18 protein-coding genes are annotated in these 15,918 nt (G+C 70.9%); 2 read left to right on the top strand and 16 right to left on the bottom strand.

The features are described 5' to 3' along the window. Positions 1–15: 15 nt before the first annotated feature. From tatA to ABZ457_RS15955, 9 genes are all read right to left on the bottom strand, one after another. Complete coding sequence (gene tatA / locus ABZ457_RS15995; RefSeq protein ID WP_359158133.1) at positions 16–306, bottom strand: Sec-independent protein translocase subunit TatA; 291 nt, start codon at positions 304–306, stop codon at positions 16–18. A 235-nt stretch (positions 307–541) separates the two neighbouring features. After that, the gene (locus ABZ457_RS15990) at positions 542–739 is read right to left on the bottom strand and encodes a hypothetical protein (protein ID WP_018848986.1); all 198 of its coding nucleotides are present in this window, start codon (positions 737–739) and stop codon (positions 542–544) included. A gap of 67 nt (positions 740–806) precedes the next feature. Further along, the gene (locus ABZ457_RS15985) at positions 807–1,076 is read right to left on the bottom strand and encodes a hypothetical protein (protein WP_359158131.1); all 270 of its coding nucleotides are present in this window, start codon (positions 1,074–1,076) and stop codon (positions 807–809) included. A 28-nt stretch (positions 1,077–1,104) separates the two neighbouring features. Then, positions 1,105–2,073: a WYL domain-containing protein gene (locus ABZ457_RS15980; RefSeq protein WP_018848988.1), complete on the bottom strand. Its 969-nt coding sequence runs from the start codon at positions 2,071–2,073 to the stop codon at positions 1,105–1,107. A gap of 17 nt (positions 2,074–2,090) precedes the next feature. Then, positions 2,091–3,047, bottom strand: a complete 957-nt coding sequence (locus tag ABZ457_RS15975; RefSeq protein ID WP_359158130.1) for a WYL domain-containing protein — start codon at positions 3,045–3,047, stop codon at positions 2,091–2,093. Between the two features lie 133 nt (positions 3,048–3,180). Continuing rightward, positions 3,181–3,552 carry an FKBP-type peptidyl-prolyl cis-trans isomerase gene (locus tag ABZ457_RS15970; RefSeq protein WP_359158129.1) on the bottom strand — a complete coding sequence of 124 codons (372 nt, stop codon included), beginning with the start codon at positions 3,550–3,552 and terminating at the stop codon, positions 3,181–3,183. A 187-nt stretch (positions 3,553–3,739) separates the two neighbouring features. After that, the gene (locus ABZ457_RS15965; protein WP_359158127.1) at positions 3,740–4,678 is read right to left on the bottom strand and encodes an FKBP-type peptidyl-prolyl cis-trans isomerase; all 939 of its coding nucleotides are present in this window, start codon (positions 4,676–4,678) and stop codon (positions 3,740–3,742) included. Between the two features lie 163 nt (positions 4,679–4,841). Continuing rightward, positions 4,842–6,203 carry a Pup--protein ligase gene (pafA, locus tag ABZ457_RS15960; protein WP_026277853.1) on the bottom strand — a complete coding sequence of 454 codons (1,362 nt, stop codon included), beginning with the start codon at positions 6,201–6,203 and terminating at the stop codon, positions 4,842–4,844. 9 nt (positions 6,204–6,212) lie between these two features. After that, complete coding sequence (locus ABZ457_RS15955; protein ID WP_359158125.1) at positions 6,213–7,496, bottom strand: MFS transporter; 1,284 nt, start codon at positions 7,494–7,496, stop codon at positions 6,213–6,215. Between the two features lie 195 nt (positions 7,497–7,691). Between ABZ457_RS15955 and ABZ457_RS15950 the strand changes: the two genes are divergently transcribed. Further along, the gene (locus ABZ457_RS15950; protein WP_359158123.1) at positions 7,692–8,735 is read left to right on the top strand and encodes a LacI family DNA-binding transcriptional regulator; all 1,044 of its coding nucleotides are present in this window, start codon (positions 7,692–7,694) and stop codon (positions 8,733–8,735) included. A gap of 73 nt (positions 8,736–8,808) precedes the next feature. On the opposite strand, the gene prcA is transcribed toward ABZ457_RS15950, so the two are convergent. From prcA to arc, 6 genes are all read right to left on the bottom strand, one after another. Next, on the bottom strand, positions 8,809–9,594 hold the full coding sequence (gene prcA, locus ABZ457_RS15945) for a proteasome subunit alpha (protein WP_359158122.1): 786 nt from the start codon (positions 9,592–9,594) through the stop codon (positions 8,809–8,811). A gap of 53 nt (positions 9,595–9,647) precedes the next feature. Further along, complete coding sequence (gene prcB / locus ABZ457_RS15940) at positions 9,648–10,493, bottom strand: proteasome subunit beta (protein ID WP_359158121.1); 846 nt, start codon at positions 10,491–10,493, stop codon at positions 9,648–9,650. Beyond that, the gene (locus tag ABZ457_RS15935) at positions 10,445–10,699 is read right to left on the bottom strand and encodes an endonuclease domain-containing protein (RefSeq protein WP_359158184.1); all 255 of its coding nucleotides are present in this window, start codon (positions 10,697–10,699) and stop codon (positions 10,445–10,447) included. The genes prcB and ABZ457_RS15935 overlap by 49 nt, the downstream gene beginning before the upstream one ends. Positions 10,700–10,739: 40 nt before the next feature. Further along, positions 10,740–10,958: a ubiquitin-like protein Pup gene (locus ABZ457_RS15930; protein WP_018848997.1), complete on the bottom strand. Its 219-nt coding sequence runs from the start codon at positions 10,956–10,958 to the stop codon at positions 10,740–10,742. Between the two features lie 161 nt (positions 10,959–11,119). Further along, positions 11,120–12,631 carry a depupylase/deamidase Dop gene (gene dop / locus ABZ457_RS15925; RefSeq protein ID WP_359158120.1) on the bottom strand — a complete coding sequence of 504 codons (1,512 nt, stop codon included), beginning with the start codon at positions 12,629–12,631 and terminating at the stop codon, positions 11,120–11,122. Between the two features lie 284 nt (positions 12,632–12,915). Beyond that, on the bottom strand, positions 12,916–14,682 hold the full coding sequence (gene arc, locus ABZ457_RS15920; protein ID WP_359158119.1) for a proteasome ATPase: 1,767 nt from the start codon (positions 14,680–14,682) through the stop codon (positions 12,916–12,918). Positions 14,683–14,945: 263 nt separating this feature from the next. On the opposite strand from arc, the gene ABZ457_RS15915 reads away from it, so the two are divergent. Further along, positions 14,946–15,257, top strand: a complete 312-nt coding sequence (locus ABZ457_RS15915) for a ferredoxin (protein WP_018849000.1) — start codon at positions 14,946–14,948, stop codon at positions 15,255–15,257. A 4-nt stretch (positions 15,258–15,261) separates the two neighbouring features. On the opposite strand, the gene ABZ457_RS15910 is transcribed toward ABZ457_RS15915, so the two are convergent. After that, positions 15,262–15,846, bottom strand: a complete 585-nt coding sequence (locus ABZ457_RS15910) for a hypothetical protein (RefSeq protein WP_359158118.1) — start codon at positions 15,844–15,846, stop codon at positions 15,262–15,264. Positions 15,847–15,918: the final 72 nt, after the last annotated feature.

Here is a 15,918-nt window from a genome sequence, read left to right as displayed (position 1 = left end):
GCGGCGGCCTGGGGGTCAGCTCTGGGTCGTGCGGTTGGTGTCGGTCACCGGGCGCGAGCTGGTCACATCCCCGGGCGCGGCCTGGATCGTCCGGTGGGTGGTGGGCTGGGCGGGCTCCTGGTCGGCGGGCTGCGGAGCGGGGGCCGCCGCCTCGTCGTCCTTCTTCATCGCCTTGGCCTCGCTCTTGAGGATACGAGCGGACTTGCCGAGCGAACGGGCCATATCGGGAAGCTTCTTGGCACCGAACAACAGCAGGATGACCGCGATGATCAGAACGATCTCGAGAGGCTTCAGATTGCCGATCATGGGCGACTTCCTTATTACCGTGGCGGCTGCGGCTGGTTACCCGGCGTCGGACACGAGTCCGGTCACCGCGCATTCGCTGCGATCGTAACCCGCGGGGGTAAACAGGGGGCAATGCCCTTGCGTACTCCCGGCCCGGTGCGTTCCGGCCCTGAGCACCGGGATCTTCAGCGTACTCCCCGTCCCGAGCCGCACGGGCACCCCCTCGGCGCCTGTCCGGAACCCCGCGCTCCCCAGGTCAGCGCAGCGCCTCCCCCGTGCGCGCCAGGTCCGTCGCCGCGCGTTCCAGGTCCTGGGCGGCTCTGTCGATGCGGCGGGCGGTGCGGGCGACCTCCTGGGAGAGGCGGCGGGCCTCGACGAAGACCTTGATACCGAGAACACCGAGCACCGCGATCCCGAGGAAGCCGAGAGCGACGGCGAGCATGGGCCAGAACATGCGCCGAGCCTAGACGGTCCGGCCCGCCGCCCGGTACGGGCGACCCCCAGCCCCGCTCACCCCGCGCTCACCCCGCCGAGTGCAGCCGCAGCGTCCGCACCCCGCCGCCGGTCAGCAGCTCCACTATCCGCTCGCCCGCCGGCTTGCGGACCGCGGTGCCGCACTCGGGGCAGGTGAACGAGTAGAAGGTCGTCCGCCGGCTCCCGCCGATCGCGAGCCGCAGCGCGCCCGCCGACAGCTCGAACCGGGCCCGGCAGTCGGGGCAGGCCGCCTTGAAGAGCACCGGTCCGAGCGGCGCGGCCAGGGGAAGGGTCACGGAGGCGGATGCGGATGTCATACGGTGTGCAGCTCCTCGATCCCGGCCGTCAGTCCCGGCCGTCGTACGCCGCGAGCGCGTCCCGCGCCGCGGTCCTCGCGCTCTCGGCCAGCTCGGGCGGGGACACGATCCGCCCGTCCCGGCCGAGTCTGAGGGCGAGCCGGCGCAGCGAGGCGGGCGCCGGGGTCCGCAGGGTGATGCGCAGGCCGCCGTCGGGCAGCTCCTCGGCGCTGTCGTGGGGGTAGTACTCGGCGACCCAGCGCCCGCCGGGGCCGACCTCCACGACCACCTCGGGGTCGTCGGCGGACGGCTGGACCAGGCCCTCGGAGAGATCGCGCAGTTCGATCTCCGGCGGCGCGGCCGGGGCGTCGAGCAGCCGGATCTCCGCGACCCGGTCGAGCCGGAAGGTGCGGCGCGCCTCGGACTGCCGGCACCACGCCTCCATATAGGTGTGGCCGACGGCGAAGAGCCGGATCGGGTCGACCTCCCGCTCGGTGAGCTCGTCGCGGGCGGGCGAGTAGTAGCGCAGCCAGAGCCGCCGCCGCTCCGAGATCGCGCGGTCCACTTCGGCGAAGACCCCGCCCTCGGCCTCGAAGGTGACCGACAGCCGGGAACTCGCGCCCGCCGCCTCGCCGGCCGCCCCCTCGATCTTGGCGGTGGCGCGCAGCAGCGCGTCCCGGTCGCCCTCGCGCAGCCCGGGCAGGGTGGCGACGGCGCGGGCGGCGACGAGCAGGGCGGTGGCCTCGTCGGCGGCGAGGCGCAGCGGCTCGGCGGTGGACTCCCCCGAGGCGTCGGGGTTGCGCCACCAGATCCGCTCGCCGTCGGTGTCGATGTCGAGCAGGTCCCCGCCGCGGAAGCTGGTGCCGCACATGGGCAGCACATCGAGGTCGGAGATGAGTTCGTCCTCGGTGATGCCGAAGGCGCGGGCGACGTCCGCGATCCGGGCGCCGGGGCGCTCGCGCAGATAGGTCACCAGCGACAGCATCCGCCGGGTCTGGTCGATGGCGTTCGCGGCCACGGTCGTACGACTCCCTCTCAGCCCTTGGCCACGGCGCGCAGCCGGTCGACCACGTCGGCCCGCAGATCGGCGGGCTCCAGCACGACGACGTCCGGGCCCAGCTCGACGAGCCAGGCGTCCAGTCCGTGTCCGTACGGAATCTCCAACTCGTCCCACCCGTCCCCGAGTTCCCGGACGACGACGGCCCGGGCGCGCAGCGGGTAGCCGCTGCCGGCCCGCAGCCGGATGAGGGCGGTGCGGGTCGCGGTCTCGCCCGCCCACTCGGCGACGGTCTCCCGGACGGTCACCACGTCGGGGACGGGCACGGTGAAGGCGCCGGTCCGGGCCTTGACGCGGCCGACGATCCGGGAGAGCCGGAAGACGCGTTCGGCGCCGCGGTCGCGGTCGTACCCGGCGAGGTACCAGTGGCCGCGCCAGCATTCCAGGGCCCACGGCTCGACATGGCGCTGCTCGGGCCGGGCCGCGTTGGCCTTGCGGTAGTCGAAGACGACGGGGCGGCGGTCCCGGCAGGCGAGCATCAGCGGCTCGAACGCGGCCTCGTGGACGGGGATACGGGGCTCCAGGGCGCCGGGCCGGTCCTCGAAGGCGTCGTCCGCCTCGGGCATTCCCGCGGCGCGCAGCTTCTGGAGGGCTCCGCTGGCGGCGCCGGCGAGGCGGGCCTGCTGCCAGACCCTGGCGGCCAGCCCCAGGGCGGCGGCCTCCTCGGCGTCCAGGGTGATCGGCGGGAGCCGGTTGCTGTCGCGGCGTGCCAGGTAGCCGATTTCACCGTCCAGAGCCTCCACGGTCTCGATGACCAGGCCCAGTTCACGGAGATCGTCCTTGTCCCGCTCGAACATGCGGTTGAAGGAGTCGTCCGTGGACGCCTCCAGATACGCCTCGATGGACCCGCGCAGTTCACGCTTGCTGAGCGGGCGCCGGGTGCCGAGCAGGCACAGTGCCAGGTTCATCAGCCGCTCGGCCTTGGCGATGGCCATCGACGCCCTTCACCTCTTCGTGTCGTCCCTGTGAGCGTCGACCGTACCGCCCCGGGGTGTCCGGACAAAAGCGAGGGCCCACGCCGGACGGCGTGGGCCCTCGTCACCGTGCGCGGCCGCGCACGGGGTGTTCTCAGACGGCGACCAGGTCGCAGACGAAGATCAGCGTCTCGCCGGGGGCGATGGCGCTGCCGGCGCCGCGGTCGCCGTAGGCGAGGCGGGCCGGGATGGTCAGCTGGCGGCGGCCGCCGACCTTCATGCCCTGGATGCCCTTGTCCCAGCCCTGGATGACCTGGCCGGCACCGAGCTGGAAGCGCAGCGGGGTGCCGCGGTTCCAGGAGGCGTCGAACTCCTCACCGGTGGAGAAGGCCACGCCCACGTAGTGGACCTGGACGGTGTCGCCCGCCTTGGCCTCGGGGCCGTCGCCCTCCCAGACCTCCTTGATCTCCAGGTCGGCCGGCGGCTCGCCGCCCGGGAAGTCGATCTCGGGCTTCTCGATGCTCACGGAATGGTGCTCCTTGTGTCTCTCATGTCGAGCGGGCCGGGTCATTCTCGCAGAACGCGCAGGTGAAACGCGGACTGCCCGGGGCCTGTCCGGCAGGTCCCGGGCAGCACGTCGTGCCAGGGGGTGTCCGAAAGGCCGCGCCGTTCGCCCGGACGTCGCGAACCAGGCGAGACGTTCCGGACACGACCTAGGAGGCCGAGAGGATGTCGACCGAGAAGACCAGCGTCGACTTCGGCGGGATGCCCTGCTGCTCCTGGTCGCCGTAGCCCTTGTCCGGCGGGATGACCAGCAGCACCCGGCTGCCGACCTTCTTGCCCTCCAGGCCCTCCTGCCAGCCCGGGATGACCTGGGCGAGCGGGAAGCTGACCGGCGCGCCGCCGCGGGCGTAGCTGCTGTCGAACTCCTTGCCGTCCTTCCACAGGACGCCCTTGTAGGCGACGGCGAGGGTGTCGGTCTTCTTCACCGCGGCGCCGTCGCCCTCGATGATGTAGTTCGACACGAGCTTGGTGGGGGCGTCCTTCTTCGGGACGGTGATCGACGGGGCCTTGCCGTCGGTGTTGGTGCCGACCTTGGGCAGGTCGATGTTGTCCTGGGCGACCTCGGTGCCCTTGGCGACCTTGGGGACGGTGGTCGACTTCAGGATGTCGACGACGAAGACCAGCGTGGAGTTCGGCTTGATCTGGCCCTGGCCCTGGTCCCCGTAGGCGAGGTCCGGCGGGATGGACAGCTCGACGCGGCTGCCGACCTTCTTGCCCTCCAGGCCCTGGTCCCAGCCCTTGATGACCTGTCCGGCGCCCAGCGTCAGATCGAAGGGCTGGCCGCGGTCGAAGCTGTTGTCGAACGGCTGGTCGGAGTCCCAGGTCTGCCCCAGGTAGTTGACCTGGATCTGGTCGCCCTTCTTGGTCGTGGCGCCGTCGCCCTCGCTCACGACCTCGCTCTTCAGCTCCTTCGGCGGCTCGCCCTCGCCCTTGGCGAGCGTGGGCTTCTCGCCGAACTTCTCGCCCTTGGTGATGGCGGGCAGCCCGTTCGTGGACGAGGCGGAATCGGAGTCCTTGTTTTCGCTGCCGCACGCCACTGCCGACAGCAGCAGCAGCGGGACGACGAGAAGGCCGGCAAGTCGGCGCACGTGTTCCTCAGATCTCAGACGGCACGGTCGGTCAATCGGTCCGGGACACTCTAGGGCGTGCCCCGGGCCCCGTACGAGAAACGTACGGGGCCCGGGTGACGTTCCGGTCCTGTGTGCTGGACGACCCTGCCGGGTGGTGCGGCCGGCCACCGCACCGCCGCGATCACATTCCGGCGATCAGTTTCTCGACCCGGTCGTCGACCGATCGGAAGGGGTCCTTGCAGAGCACCGTGCGCTGCGCCTGGTCGTTGAGCTTGAGGTGCACCCAGTCGACGGTGAAGTCCCGGCGCTGCTCCTGCGCCCGCCGGATGAAGTCCCCGCGCAGCCGCGCGCGGGTGGTCTGCGGGGGCACGGACTTGCCCTCGAAGATCTTCAGGTCGTTGCAGATGCGGGCGGCCTGGCCCTTGCGCTCCAGGAGGTAGTACAGCCCGCGCCGGCGGTGGATGTCGTGGTAGGCGAGGTCTATCTGCGCGACCCTCGGGTGCGACATGGTCATGTTGTGCTTGGCCCGGTACCGCTCCAGGAGCTTGTACTTCATGACCCAGTCGATCTCGGTGCCGATGCGGTCCAGGTCCTCGGCCTCGATCGCGTCCAGGGTGCGGCCCCACAGCTCCAGGACCTGGGCGACGGTGCCGGTGCGGATACCCCGGCGGTCCACGAAGTCGACGGCCTTCTCGTAGTACTCGCGCTGGACCTCCAGGGCGGACGCCTCACGGCCGGAGGCGAGGCGCACCTTGCGCTGGCCGGTGATGTCGTGGCTGACCTCGCGGATGGCCCGGATCGGGTTCTCCAGGGTGAGGTCGCGCATCACGGTGCCCGCCTCGATCATGCGCAGCACCAGATCGGTGGCGCCGACCTTGAGGAGCATGGTCGTCTCGGACATGTTGGAGTCGCCGACGATGACGTGGAGGCGGCGGTAGCGCTCGGCGTCGGCGTGCGGCTCGTCACGGGTGTTGATGATCGGCCGCGAGCGGGTGGTGGCGGAGCTGACGCCCTCCCAGATGTGCTCGGCGCGCTGGCTGACGCAGTAGACCGCGCCGCGGGGCGTCTGGAGCACCTTGCCGGCACCGCAGATGAGCTGCCGGGTGACCAGGAAGGGAATCAGGATGTCGGCCAGCCGGGAGAACTCTCCGTGCCGTGCGACGAGATAGTTCTCGTGGCAGCCGTAGGAGTTTCCCGCCGAGTCGGTGTTGTTCTTGAAGAGATAGACGTCGCCCGCGATCCCCTCCTCGTGCAGGCGGCGTTCGGCGTCGACGAGCAGGCCCTCGAGAATGCGCTCGCCGGCCTTGTCGTGGGTGACCAGTTCGGTCACGTTGTCGCATTCCGGTGTGGCGTATTCCGGATGCGAACCCACGTCGAGGTACAGGCGGGCGCCGTTCCGCAGGAACACATTGCTGCTGCGGCCCCATGACACGACACGGCGGAAAAGGTAGCGCGCCACTTCGTCAGGTGACAGTCGGCGCTGTCCCCTGAACGTGCACGTGACGCCGTACTCGTTCTCCAGCCCGAAAATGCGGCGGTCCATGTCTGAACATTACGCCTCGCGGCCTGAGCTGAAACCGGGTTGAGCGGCCCCGTTTCGATCATTTTCCGAAGTACCCGCTCCGGGCCGGGTCTCCGGGCCCGCCGGGGCGCCGGTGCGCGCGGGGGCCGCGAGCACTTTCTGAGTGGCCGTCAGCACCAGCAGGGCGGCGAACCCGCCGGCGCCCGCGACCGCGAAGCTCCACGCCGTGCCGCCGATCTCCACCGCGGGACCGGCCACCGCCGTGCCCACGGCGGCGCCCACGCCGAAGGTGGTCACCAGCCAGGAGAAGGCCTCCGTGACGGTCCCGCGCGGCGCGTGCCGGTCCACGACGATGAACGCGCAGGCGATGGCCGGGGCCAGGAACACGCCCGCGAGGGCGGACAGGGCGGTCATCGCCGCGACCCCCGGGGTGAGCACCAGCGGGAGGTAGCCGAGGGCCAGCAGGGCGGTGATGATCCGCAGCCTGCGTTCCGGTTCCCCCGCCCACTGGCGGGCGCCGTAGAGGAGCCCGCCGATCAGGGCACCCAGGCCCAGGGCGGCCATCAGCCAGCCGTACACCGCCTCCCGGCCCTGGTCGTCGGCGTAGGCGACGCCCGCGACCGTGATCGAGCCAAGGGCCAGGCCGACGAAGAAGAACGCGCCCAGCAGGGCCAGCAGGCCCGGGGAGCGCAGCGCGCCCAGCCAGTGCGCCTCCCGGGGAGCGGAGCGCCAGGTCCGCGAGGGCTTCGACAGCACGACGGAGAGGGCGCCGACGACACCGATGGCGTTGATCACCAGCAGCGCGGCGGCCGGGGACCAGATCGCGACGAGCAGCGTGACCAGCAGCGGGCCGAGGGTGAACATGATCTCCTGCGCCACGGCGTCCATCGCGTACGCCCGGTGCACCCGGTCCTCCCGGCCCAGGACGCTCGGCCACAGGGCCCGCAGCCCGCCCTCCAGCGGGGGCGTGAACAGGCCCGCGACCGTGACGGCCAGATAGGCGACGGGCAGCGATCCGGTGCCCGAGGAGGCGAGCAGGGCCATGCCGAGCGCGGAGACCACGGCGGAGGGGAGCTGCACCCGCGGCTGGCCGTAGAGGTCGACCGCCCGCCCGAGGAGGGGCTGGCCGACGGCGGTGGCCAGGCCGTACACCGCGGCGAGGGCTCCGGCCAGGGTGTAACTGCCGCCCTCGGCACGGGTGAACAGGACGATCGCGATGTGCGCGGTCGCGTTGGGCAGCCGGCCCACCAGGGTGCCCGCCAGCAGGCGGGCCGCGTGCGGCGCCTTGAGGATGTCCGCGTATCCGGCCGCCATGGGGCCGCCCCTCTCCCTCGGATCCACCGGAGCACCGGCCCCGGGACGCTCGGCACGTGCCCGGAAACGATCTCGGATCCCTCGAAGTTTTACGTATAACGTGTTCCCCCATACGTACCATGACCTCAGTCCGCGGGTCCACCGAGCCGCCGCCCCGGACGGGCCACCCCGCCGCGCGGCCGAGGACGGGCACCCATGGCACACCCCACCGGACGCCCGTCCCCGCCGGCCGCGGCCGCCCGGCCCACCAGCAAGGACGTCGCCCGGGCCGCCGGAGTGTCCCAGGCCACCGTCTCCCTGGTGCTCGGCGACAAATGGCGCGGCCGGGTCTCCGAACGCACCGCCGCCCTCGTCCGCGACACCGCGCGCGACCTCGGCTACCGCCCCAACCTCGCCGCCCGCAACCTCCGCCTCGGGCACACCCGCACCGCCCTCCTGGTGGTCCCCGCCCTCACCAACGAGTACTTCGCCCGCGTCTACACCGGCGCGGCCGCCCTCGCCGCCCGCCACGGCTTCGGCGTGGTGCTCTACCCCTCCCCCGAGGGCATCGGCCCGGCCCGGGACCCCTTCGCCTCCGCCCGTGCCGCCCTGGACGGGGTCATCGCCTCCTCCATGGCCGCCGAGGCCCTGCGCGCCATCCGCGGCACCGACCTCCCGCTGGTGATGCTCGACAGCGACCCCGCGGGCACCGACGCCGCCGCCCACGTCAACCTCGACGTCGCCGACGGCATGCGGCAGATCGCCGCCCATCTCCTCGGGCTCGGCCACCGCCGCATCCTGCACCTCGCCTCCGCCGTGCCCTCCTGGACCTTCGACGTCCGCGCCCGTGCCCTGCGCACCGCGCTCACCGCCGCTCCGGGCGTCGAACTGACCACCGCCCCCTCCGCCCTGGACGTGGACTCCGCGCGCCGGGCCGCCGAGACGGCCCTCACCGCCCCCGGCCCCCGGCCCACCGCCCTGGTCTGCGACGACGACATCCTCGCCGCCGGCGCCTGCAAGGCGGCCCGCCGCCTCGGCCTGCGCGTGCCCGGGGACCTCTCCGTCACCGGCTTCGACGACCTCGCCCTCGCCACCGCGCTGGAACCCGAGCTGACCACCGTCCGCCTGCCCGCCGAGCAGATCGGCGAGCAGGGCATGAGCGCCCTGCTCGCCGTCCTCGACGGCCGCCGGCCCGCCCCCGGGGACCTCCCCGTCGAACTGGTGGCCCGCGGCTCCACCGCTCCCCCGCCCGCCACCTGAGACCCGGCCCCGGACACAGTGGTGCCCCGGGCCGCTCTGCGCGGCCCGGGGCACCGTTCGACCTGCCGTACGGCTACTCCGGCGCGGAATCCGTGGAGCCCGTGGAATCCGGGGAGTCGGCCTCGTCCGACGGGGCGTCCGTCGGCGTCGTCGCCGCCTCCTCGGCCTCCAGCAGCCGGGAGAGCTGCCGGCCCACGATCCGCTTGAACTTCCGCTGCTGGGGCCGTGTGCGGTCCAGCACCGCCACCTCAAGGCGCTCCGCCGGGATCTCCCGGTCGTTGCCGTTGGCCTGGCTGGACAGCGCCTGCACCGCGAGCTTCAGCGCCTCCGCCAGCGACATCCCGTCACGGTGCCGCTGGTCCAGATAGCCGCTGATCTGCTCGGCGTTGCCGCCGACCGCGACCGAGCCGTGCTCGTCCACGATCGAGCCGTCGTGCGGGAGGCGGTAGATCTGGTCGCCCTCCGGGGAGTCGCCCACCTCGGCGACCACCAGCTCGACCTCGTACGGCTTCTCCCCCGCGCTGGAGAAGATGGTGCCCAGCGTCTGCGCGTACACGTTGGCCAGGCCACGGGCCGTCACATCGTCGCGGTCGTAGGTGTAGCCGCGCAGATCCGCGTAGCGCACACCGCCGATCCGCAGGTTCTCGTACTCGTTGTACTTGCCGGCCGCGGCGAAGCCGATCCGGTCGTAGATCTCACTGAACTTGTGCAGGGCACGGGACGGGTTCTCACCGACGAACACAATGCCGTCGGCGTACTGCAGCACCACCAGGCTGCGACCACGGGCGATCCCCTTCCGGGCGTATTCCGCCCGGTCGGCCATCGCCTGCTGAGGCGAGACATAGAACGGCGTCGACACCGGCTATCCGTCCCTTTCTGTCGGAGAAGGCTCTCTCGGAGAAGGCGAAAACATCAGAGCAGCGCGGCGCGCGGGCCGTCGGGCTGGGTGAGGCGGCCGTCCAGGATCGCGCGGGCGATCCCCGAGGTCTCCTCCTCCGACAGCCGGCGGAAGCCCTCGTCCGAGATCACGGTCACGATCGGATAGATCCGCCGCGCCACGTCCGGGCCGCCCGTCGCGGAGTCGTCGTCCGCGGCGTCGTACAGCGCCTGGACGACCAGCGTCGTCGCCTCCTGCTCGGTCAGGTCGTCCCGGAAGAGCTTCTTCATGGCGCCGCGGGCGAAGATCGAGCCCGATCCAGTCGCCGCGTAGCCGTGCTCCTCGGAACGGCCGCCCGTCACGTCGTACGAGAAGATCCGGCCGCGCTCCCGGTCGAGGTCGTACCCGGCGAAGAGCGGCACCACGGCCAGGCCCTGCATGGCCATGCCGAGGTTGCTGCGGATCATCGTGGACAGGCGGTTCGCCTTGCCCTCCAGGGAGAGCTGCGCGCCCTCGACCTTCTCGAAGTGCTCCAGCTCCAGCTGGAACAGCTTCACCATCTCCACCGCGAGCCCCGCCGTGCCGGCGATGCCCACCGCCGAGTACTCGTCGGCCGGGAACACCTTCTCGATGTCCCGCTGGGCGATCATGTTCCCCATGGTGGCCCGCCGGTCACCCGCGAGCACCACGCCTCCGGGGAAGGTCACGGCCACGATCGTCGTGCCGTGCGGCGCCTCGATCGCCCCCTGGAGGGGCGGCAGGACGCGGTTCCCGGGAAGCAGCTCGGGCGAGTGGTCCCCGAGGAAGTCCATGAAGGACGACGAGCCCGGCGTCAGGAAGGCAGCGGGTAGACGCCCGGTGCTACGAGTGTTGGCTTCCACGCGTTTCCCTCCAGGTGTGCGACGGCCCGACGCAGGGTGAAGGGGGTGGATCCCCCCAACATGCCGGTGGCCGAATTGCAGTTGAAGCAGACTGTGCCACGGACCCTACCCGCGTTCCGGCGGTGATCCACATGAACGGCCCGACCAACGGAACGGATGTGCGGACGCCACGCGGCCCGGCCGGAACCGGGCCGCGCACCGCCCACCACAACCCTCCGCACGCCTTCGGATCGAAGGCGGATCGGCCTACTGGCCGCCCTTCTGCACGAAGGAACGCACGAAGTCCTCGGCGTTCTCCTCCAGGACGTCGTCGATCTCGTCCAGTACCGAGTCGACGTCGTCGCTCAGCTTCTCCTGGCGCTCCTTGAGGTCTTCCGCGGCCTGCGCGTCCTGCGCCTGCTCCTCGACCTCCTCCGTGGAACGCGTGGCCTTCTGCTGCCCGCCGCCGGTGTCCTTGGTCGCCATGTCCCTCACCCCGCTCTATGTGCCCTGACGTGAGTTCGTTCGGTCAAGATCAGACCCTACAAGCCGGGTCCGACATCGGCCCCGTGCTTTGACTCAACGTCCGGGGACCATCTCCATGATTCCCGGACGGGAGTGCTTTCAGCCCTCCGAGGGGCCGCCGGTCACTGGCCGGAGAGGACCCTCACCAGGTCCTCGGCCGTCCGGCAGCGGTCCAGGAGCTCCTTGACGTGGTTCCTGGTGCCGCGCAGCGGCTCCAGGGTGGGCACGCGCTGGAGCGAGTCCCGGCCCGGGAGGTCGAAGATCACCGAGTCCCAGGAGGCCGCGGCCACGTCGTCCGCGTACTGCTCCAGGCAGCGGCCGCGGAAGTAGGCCCGGGTGTCCTCCGGGGGCTTGCTCTCGGCCCGCTCCACGGCCTCCTCGTCCAGCAGGCGCTTCATCTTCCCGCGGGCCGCCAGACGGTTGTAGAGGCCCTTGTCGGGCCGTACGTCGGCGTACTGGAGGTCCACCAGGTGCAGGCGCGCCGCGTCCCAGTCCAGGCTGTCACGGCGGCGGTAGCCCTCCATCAGCTCCCGCTTGGCGACCCAGTCCAGCTCGCCGGAGAGGCTCATCGGGTCGGTCTCCAGACGGTTCAGGGTGTCCTCCCAGCGGGTGAGGACGTCCTTGGTCTGCTCGTCCGCGTCCGCCCCGAAGCGCTCCTCGACGTACTTGCGGGCCAGCTCGAAGTACTCCATCTGGAGCTGGACCGCGGTGAGCATCCGGCCGCTGCGGAGAGTGACCAGGTGCTGGAGGCCGGGGTCGTGGGAGACCTCGTGCAGGGTGCGCACGGGCTGCTCCACGGCCAGGTCGACGGTGATGAAGCCGTCCTCGATCATGGACAGGACCAGCGCCGTGGTGCCGAGCTTGAGGTAGGTCGAGATCTCGGAGAGGTTGGCGTCGCCGATGATCACATGGAGCCGGCGGTACTTCTCGGCGTCGGAGTGCGGCTCGTCCCGGGTGTTGATGATGGGGCGCTTGAGGGTGGTCTCCAGGCCGACCTCGACCTCGAAGTAGTCCGCGCGCTGGCTGATCTGGAAGCCGTGCTCCCGGCCGTCCTGCCCGATCCCGACCCTGCCCGCGCCGGTCACCACCTGGCGGGAGACGAAGAACGGGGTCAGATGGCGCACGATGTCCGAGAAGGGGGTCTCCCGCTTCATCAGGTAGTTCTCGTGCGTGCCGTAGGACGCGCCCTTGTTGTCGGTGTTGTTCTTGTACAGGTGGATGGGCTGGGCGCCGGGCAGCTGGGCCGCGCGCTCGGCGGCCTCCGCCATGATCCGCTCGCCGGCCTTGTCCCAGAGGACGGCGTCCCACGGGTTGGTGACCTCCGGGGAGCTGTACTCGGGGTGGGCGTGGTCCACGTAGAGCCGGGCGCCGTTGGTGAGGATGACGTTGGCGAGGCCGATGTCCTCGTCGGTGAGCTGGCTGGAGTCGGCGGCCTCCCGGGCGAGGTCGAAGCCCCGGGCGTCCCGCAGCGGGTTCTCCTCCTCGAAGTCCCAGCGGGCGCGGCGCGCCCGGTGCATCGCCGCCGCGTACGCGTTGACGATCTGGGACGAGGTGAGCATGGCATTGGCGTTCGGGTGACCGGGGACGGAGATCCCGTACTCCGTCTCGATGCCCATTACTCGCCGTACGGTCATGCGGCCCTCCTTGCCCTGCGGCGCCCCCGTGCCGGGGTGGCGCTCAGATACCGCTGCTCTCCGGTGCGCGTGCGGTGTACTGCCCCGCCGCGCGCCGCCCGGCGCTACCGGAGAGCCTATTGCGCCGCCGCGTGGGTGGGGAGATCGTTTGCGTCATTGCTCCGGTGTGGCCGACCGGGGGCCGTGCCTGGCCGGAATGCGACCGGCTGCGGATGCTGGGAGTCCTTCTGCCGTGGCAGGGGACGGGCATCCGCAGCCGGTGTGCCGTGCGTCACCGAGGGTGGTTACAGGTACTGGCCGGTGTTGGCGACGGTGTCGATGGACCGGCCGGTGTCGGCGCCCTGCTTTCCGGTGACCAGGGTGCGGATGAAGACGATCCGCTCGCCCTTCTTTCCGGAGATACGGGCCCAGTCGTCGGGGTTGGTGGTGTTGGGGAGGTCCTCGTTCTCCTTGAACTCGTCCACGCAGGCCTGGAGGAGGTGGGAGACGCGGATTCCCTTCTGGTTGTGGTCGAGGAACTGCTTGATGGCCATCTTCTTGGCCCGGTCGACGATGTTCTGGATCATCGCGCCGGAGTTGAAGTCCTTGAAGTAGAGGACTTCCTTGTCGCCGTTGGCGTAGGTGACCTCAAGGAAGCGGTTCTCCTCGGACTCCGCGTACATCTGCTCCACGACCGACTGGATCATGGCGCTCGCGGCGGCCTCCTTGGACCCGCTGTGCTCGCCGAGGTCGTCGGAGTGCAGCGGGAGGGAGGGGGTCAGGTACTTGGCGAAGATGTCCTTGGCGGCCTCCGCGTCCGGACGCTCGATCTTGATCTTCACGTCGAGCCGGCCGGGGCGCAGGATCGCGGGGTCGATCATGTCCTCGCGGTTGGAGGCGCCGATGACGATCACGTTCTCCAGGCCCTCGACGCCGTCGATCTCGGCGAGGAGCTGGGGGACGATCGTGTTCTCCACGTCGGAGCTGACACCGGAGCCGCGGGTGCGGAACAGGGACTCCATCTCGTCGAAGAAGACGATGACGGGCGTGCCCTCGCTCGCCTTCTCCCGGGCCCGCTGGAAGACCAGGCGGATGTGCCGCTCGGTCTCGCCGACGTACTTGTTGAGCAGCTCGGGGCCCTTGATGTTGAGGAAGTAGCTCTTGCCCTGGGGCTGTCCGGTGACCTCGGCGACCTTCTTGGCAAGGGAGTTGGCGACGGCCTTGGCGATCAGCGTCTTGCCGCAGCCGGGCGGGCCGTAGAGCAGGATGCCCTTGGGCGGCCGCAGTTCGTGCTCCTTGAAGAGGTCGGGGTGGAGGTACGGGAGCTCGACCGCGTCGCGGATCATCTCGATCTGGCCGCCGAGGCCGCCGATCTTGTCGTAGTCGACGTCCGGAACCTCTTCGAGGACCAGTTCCTCGACCTCGCTCTTGGGGACGACCTCGTAGACGTATCCCGAGCGGGGTTCGAGCAGCAGGGCGTCGCCGGGGCGGATGGTGATGTCCAGCAGGGGCTCGGCGAGCCGCACCACCCGTTCCTCGTCGGTGTGCCCGATCACCAGGGCGCGTTCGCCGTCCTCCAGGATCTCCTTGAGGGTGACGATGTCCCCGGCGCGCTCGAACTCCATGGCCTCGACCACGTTGAGCGCTTCGTTGAGCATGACCTCCTGGCCGCGCCGGAGCTCCTCCGGCTCGACACTGGGGCTGACGTTCACCCGGAGCTTGCGGCCCCCGGTGAAGATGTCGCAGGTGCCGTCCTCGTTGGCCTGGAGGAACACTCCGAAGCCGGCGGGGGGCTGTGCGAGCCGGTCGACCTCCTCCTTGAGGGCCACGATCTGGTCGCGGGCCTCACGGAGTGTGTTGGCGAGCCGCTCGTTCTGCGCGGACACGCCGGCCAGGTTGGTCTGCAGCTCGACGATCCGCTCTTCGAGAATCCTCGTGTGGCGCGGAGAGTCGGCGAGCTTGCGGCGCAGGACGGCGATTTCCTGCTCGAGATAGGCAACCTGGCCGGCGGGGTCCTCAGACCCTCGCCCCGGCCGGATGCCGCGGTTGATGTCGTCGTCGTGGGCTGCCACGGTCCTCACCTCCTCCAAGGGGAGCTGGACGCTTCCTGACCCTACCTGTGTGGGTGGTGATTGAAACCCCTAGATCACAAAGACGGAAGGGGTGTGTCCGATCTTCACCCTTGCGCTCTCCCTCGTGCCCAGGGAATACCCAGGAGATACCCACCCGGCAACATCGGAAAGCGGTCGGTTGTATCGTCGAAGCGTTCAACACCCGTCAGAGCTGGCGCGACTTGCTTCGTTCCGCGGGGCCGACGAAGGAAACGGCAGGAGATATGACCGTGCAGGACGAGGTTCCCACCGATGGCGCCGCCGAGGCGTTGGAGGTCTGGATCGACCAGGACCTGTGCACCGGCGACGGCATCTGCGCGCAGTACGCGCCCGAGGTGTTCGAGCTGGACATCGACGGCCTGGCGTATGTGAAGTCCGGGGACGACGAGCTGCTCCAGGACCCGGGCGCGACGACCCCGGTACCGCTGCCGCTGCTGACGGACGTGGTCGACTCGGCCAAGGAGTGCCCGGGCGACTGCATCCATGTACGTCGCGTTTCGGACAAGGTCGAGGTCTACGGCCCCGACGCGGAGTGACGGATCACACACCCAGCGCTTCGGCGGCGCGGCTCTGCACGAACTTCCCGTCCTGCCAGCGCCATTCGGCCCGCTCGCGCAGATCGGGGCAGCAGCTCGGGACGTCGGGCGAGGAGTAGCCGAGCAGCGTCGCGGTGACGGTCCGGTCGCCGACGGTCAGCTCGTCGACGCTGTTCTTCCGGGCGGGGTCCACGAGGGTGGCCACGGTCCGGGGCGTGCCGTCGCGGCCGGTGGCTATGACGTAGACGCCGTGCGGCGGGGTACCGGAGCCGGCGTCGCAGCGGGCGGCCACCACGGTCTCGGGGTTGCGGTCGCCGTCCAGATCGCCGGTGGCCCGCTGGGTGATCACGCTGTCGAGCCCGCCGCAGTCCAGCGGCAGCTCCGCGTCGGCGGGATCGGGCGCCGGGGCGGGTGCGGCCGCGGGGGCTTCGGCCGGGGGCTTCCCGGGGGCCTTCTGGGTCGCGGTGGCGGCCTCCGGCTGGAGGAGTCCCGCGGCCGCGACGACCGCCGCCATCGCCGTCGCCGTCAGCAGCCAGTGCACCGGGCGGGCGTGGGTGTGCGCGAGGTCCGGAACGACGGGATGTGGCACGCCGGCTGTCTCCTGAGGGGTCGTGCGCGGTGGGAGTGGCCAGCATCGTGCCACACGTCACACGCCCGGGGA

It is taken from the genome of Streptomyces sp. NPDC005805 (assembly GCF_040630445.1).
Lineage (GTDB): Bacteria > Actinomycetota > Actinomycetes > Streptomycetales > Streptomycetaceae > Streptomyces.
The sequence above is the reverse complement of the archived record's forward strand: the minus strand, read 5'-3'. Positions and strand labels throughout refer to the sequence as shown.

Coding starts and splice junctions, on each gene's coding strand:
- ABZ457_RS15985 (WP_359158131.1), bottom strand. CDS start 1,076: ATGACATCCGCATCCGCCTCCGTGACCCTTCCCCTGGCCGCGCCGCTC.
- dop (WP_359158120.1), bottom strand. CDS start 12,631: ATGACCGTACGGCGAGTAATGGGCATCGAGACGGAGTACGGGATCTCC.
- ABZ457_RS15975 (WP_359158130.1), bottom strand. CDS start 3,047: ATGGCCATCGCCAAGGCCGAGCGGCTGATGAACCTGGCACTGTGCCTG.
- pafA (WP_026277853.1), bottom strand. CDS start 6,203: ATGGACCGCCGCATTTTCGGGCTGGAGAACGAGTACGGCGTCACGTGC.
- ABZ457_RS15915 (WP_018849000.1), top strand. CDS start 14,946: ATGACCGTGCAGGACGAGGTTCCCACCGATGGCGCCGCCGAGGCGTTG.
- ABZ457_RS15930 (WP_018848997.1), bottom strand. CDS start 10,958: ATGGCGACCAAGGACACCGGCGGCGGGCAGCAGAAGGCCACGCGTTCC.
- tatA (WP_359158133.1), bottom strand. CDS start 306: ATGATCGGCAATCTGAAGCCTCTCGAGATCGTTCTGATCATCGCGGTC.
- ABZ457_RS15990 (WP_018848986.1), bottom strand. CDS start 739: ATGTTCTGGCCCATGCTCGCCGTCGCTCTCGGCTTCCTCGGGATCGCG.
- ABZ457_RS15955 (WP_359158125.1), bottom strand. CDS start 7,496: ATGGCGGCCGGATACGCGGACATCCTCAAGGCGCCGCACGCGGCCCGC.
- ABZ457_RS15950 (WP_359158123.1), top strand. CDS start 7,692: ATGGCACACCCCACCGGACGCCCGTCCCCGCCGGCCGCGGCCGCCCGG.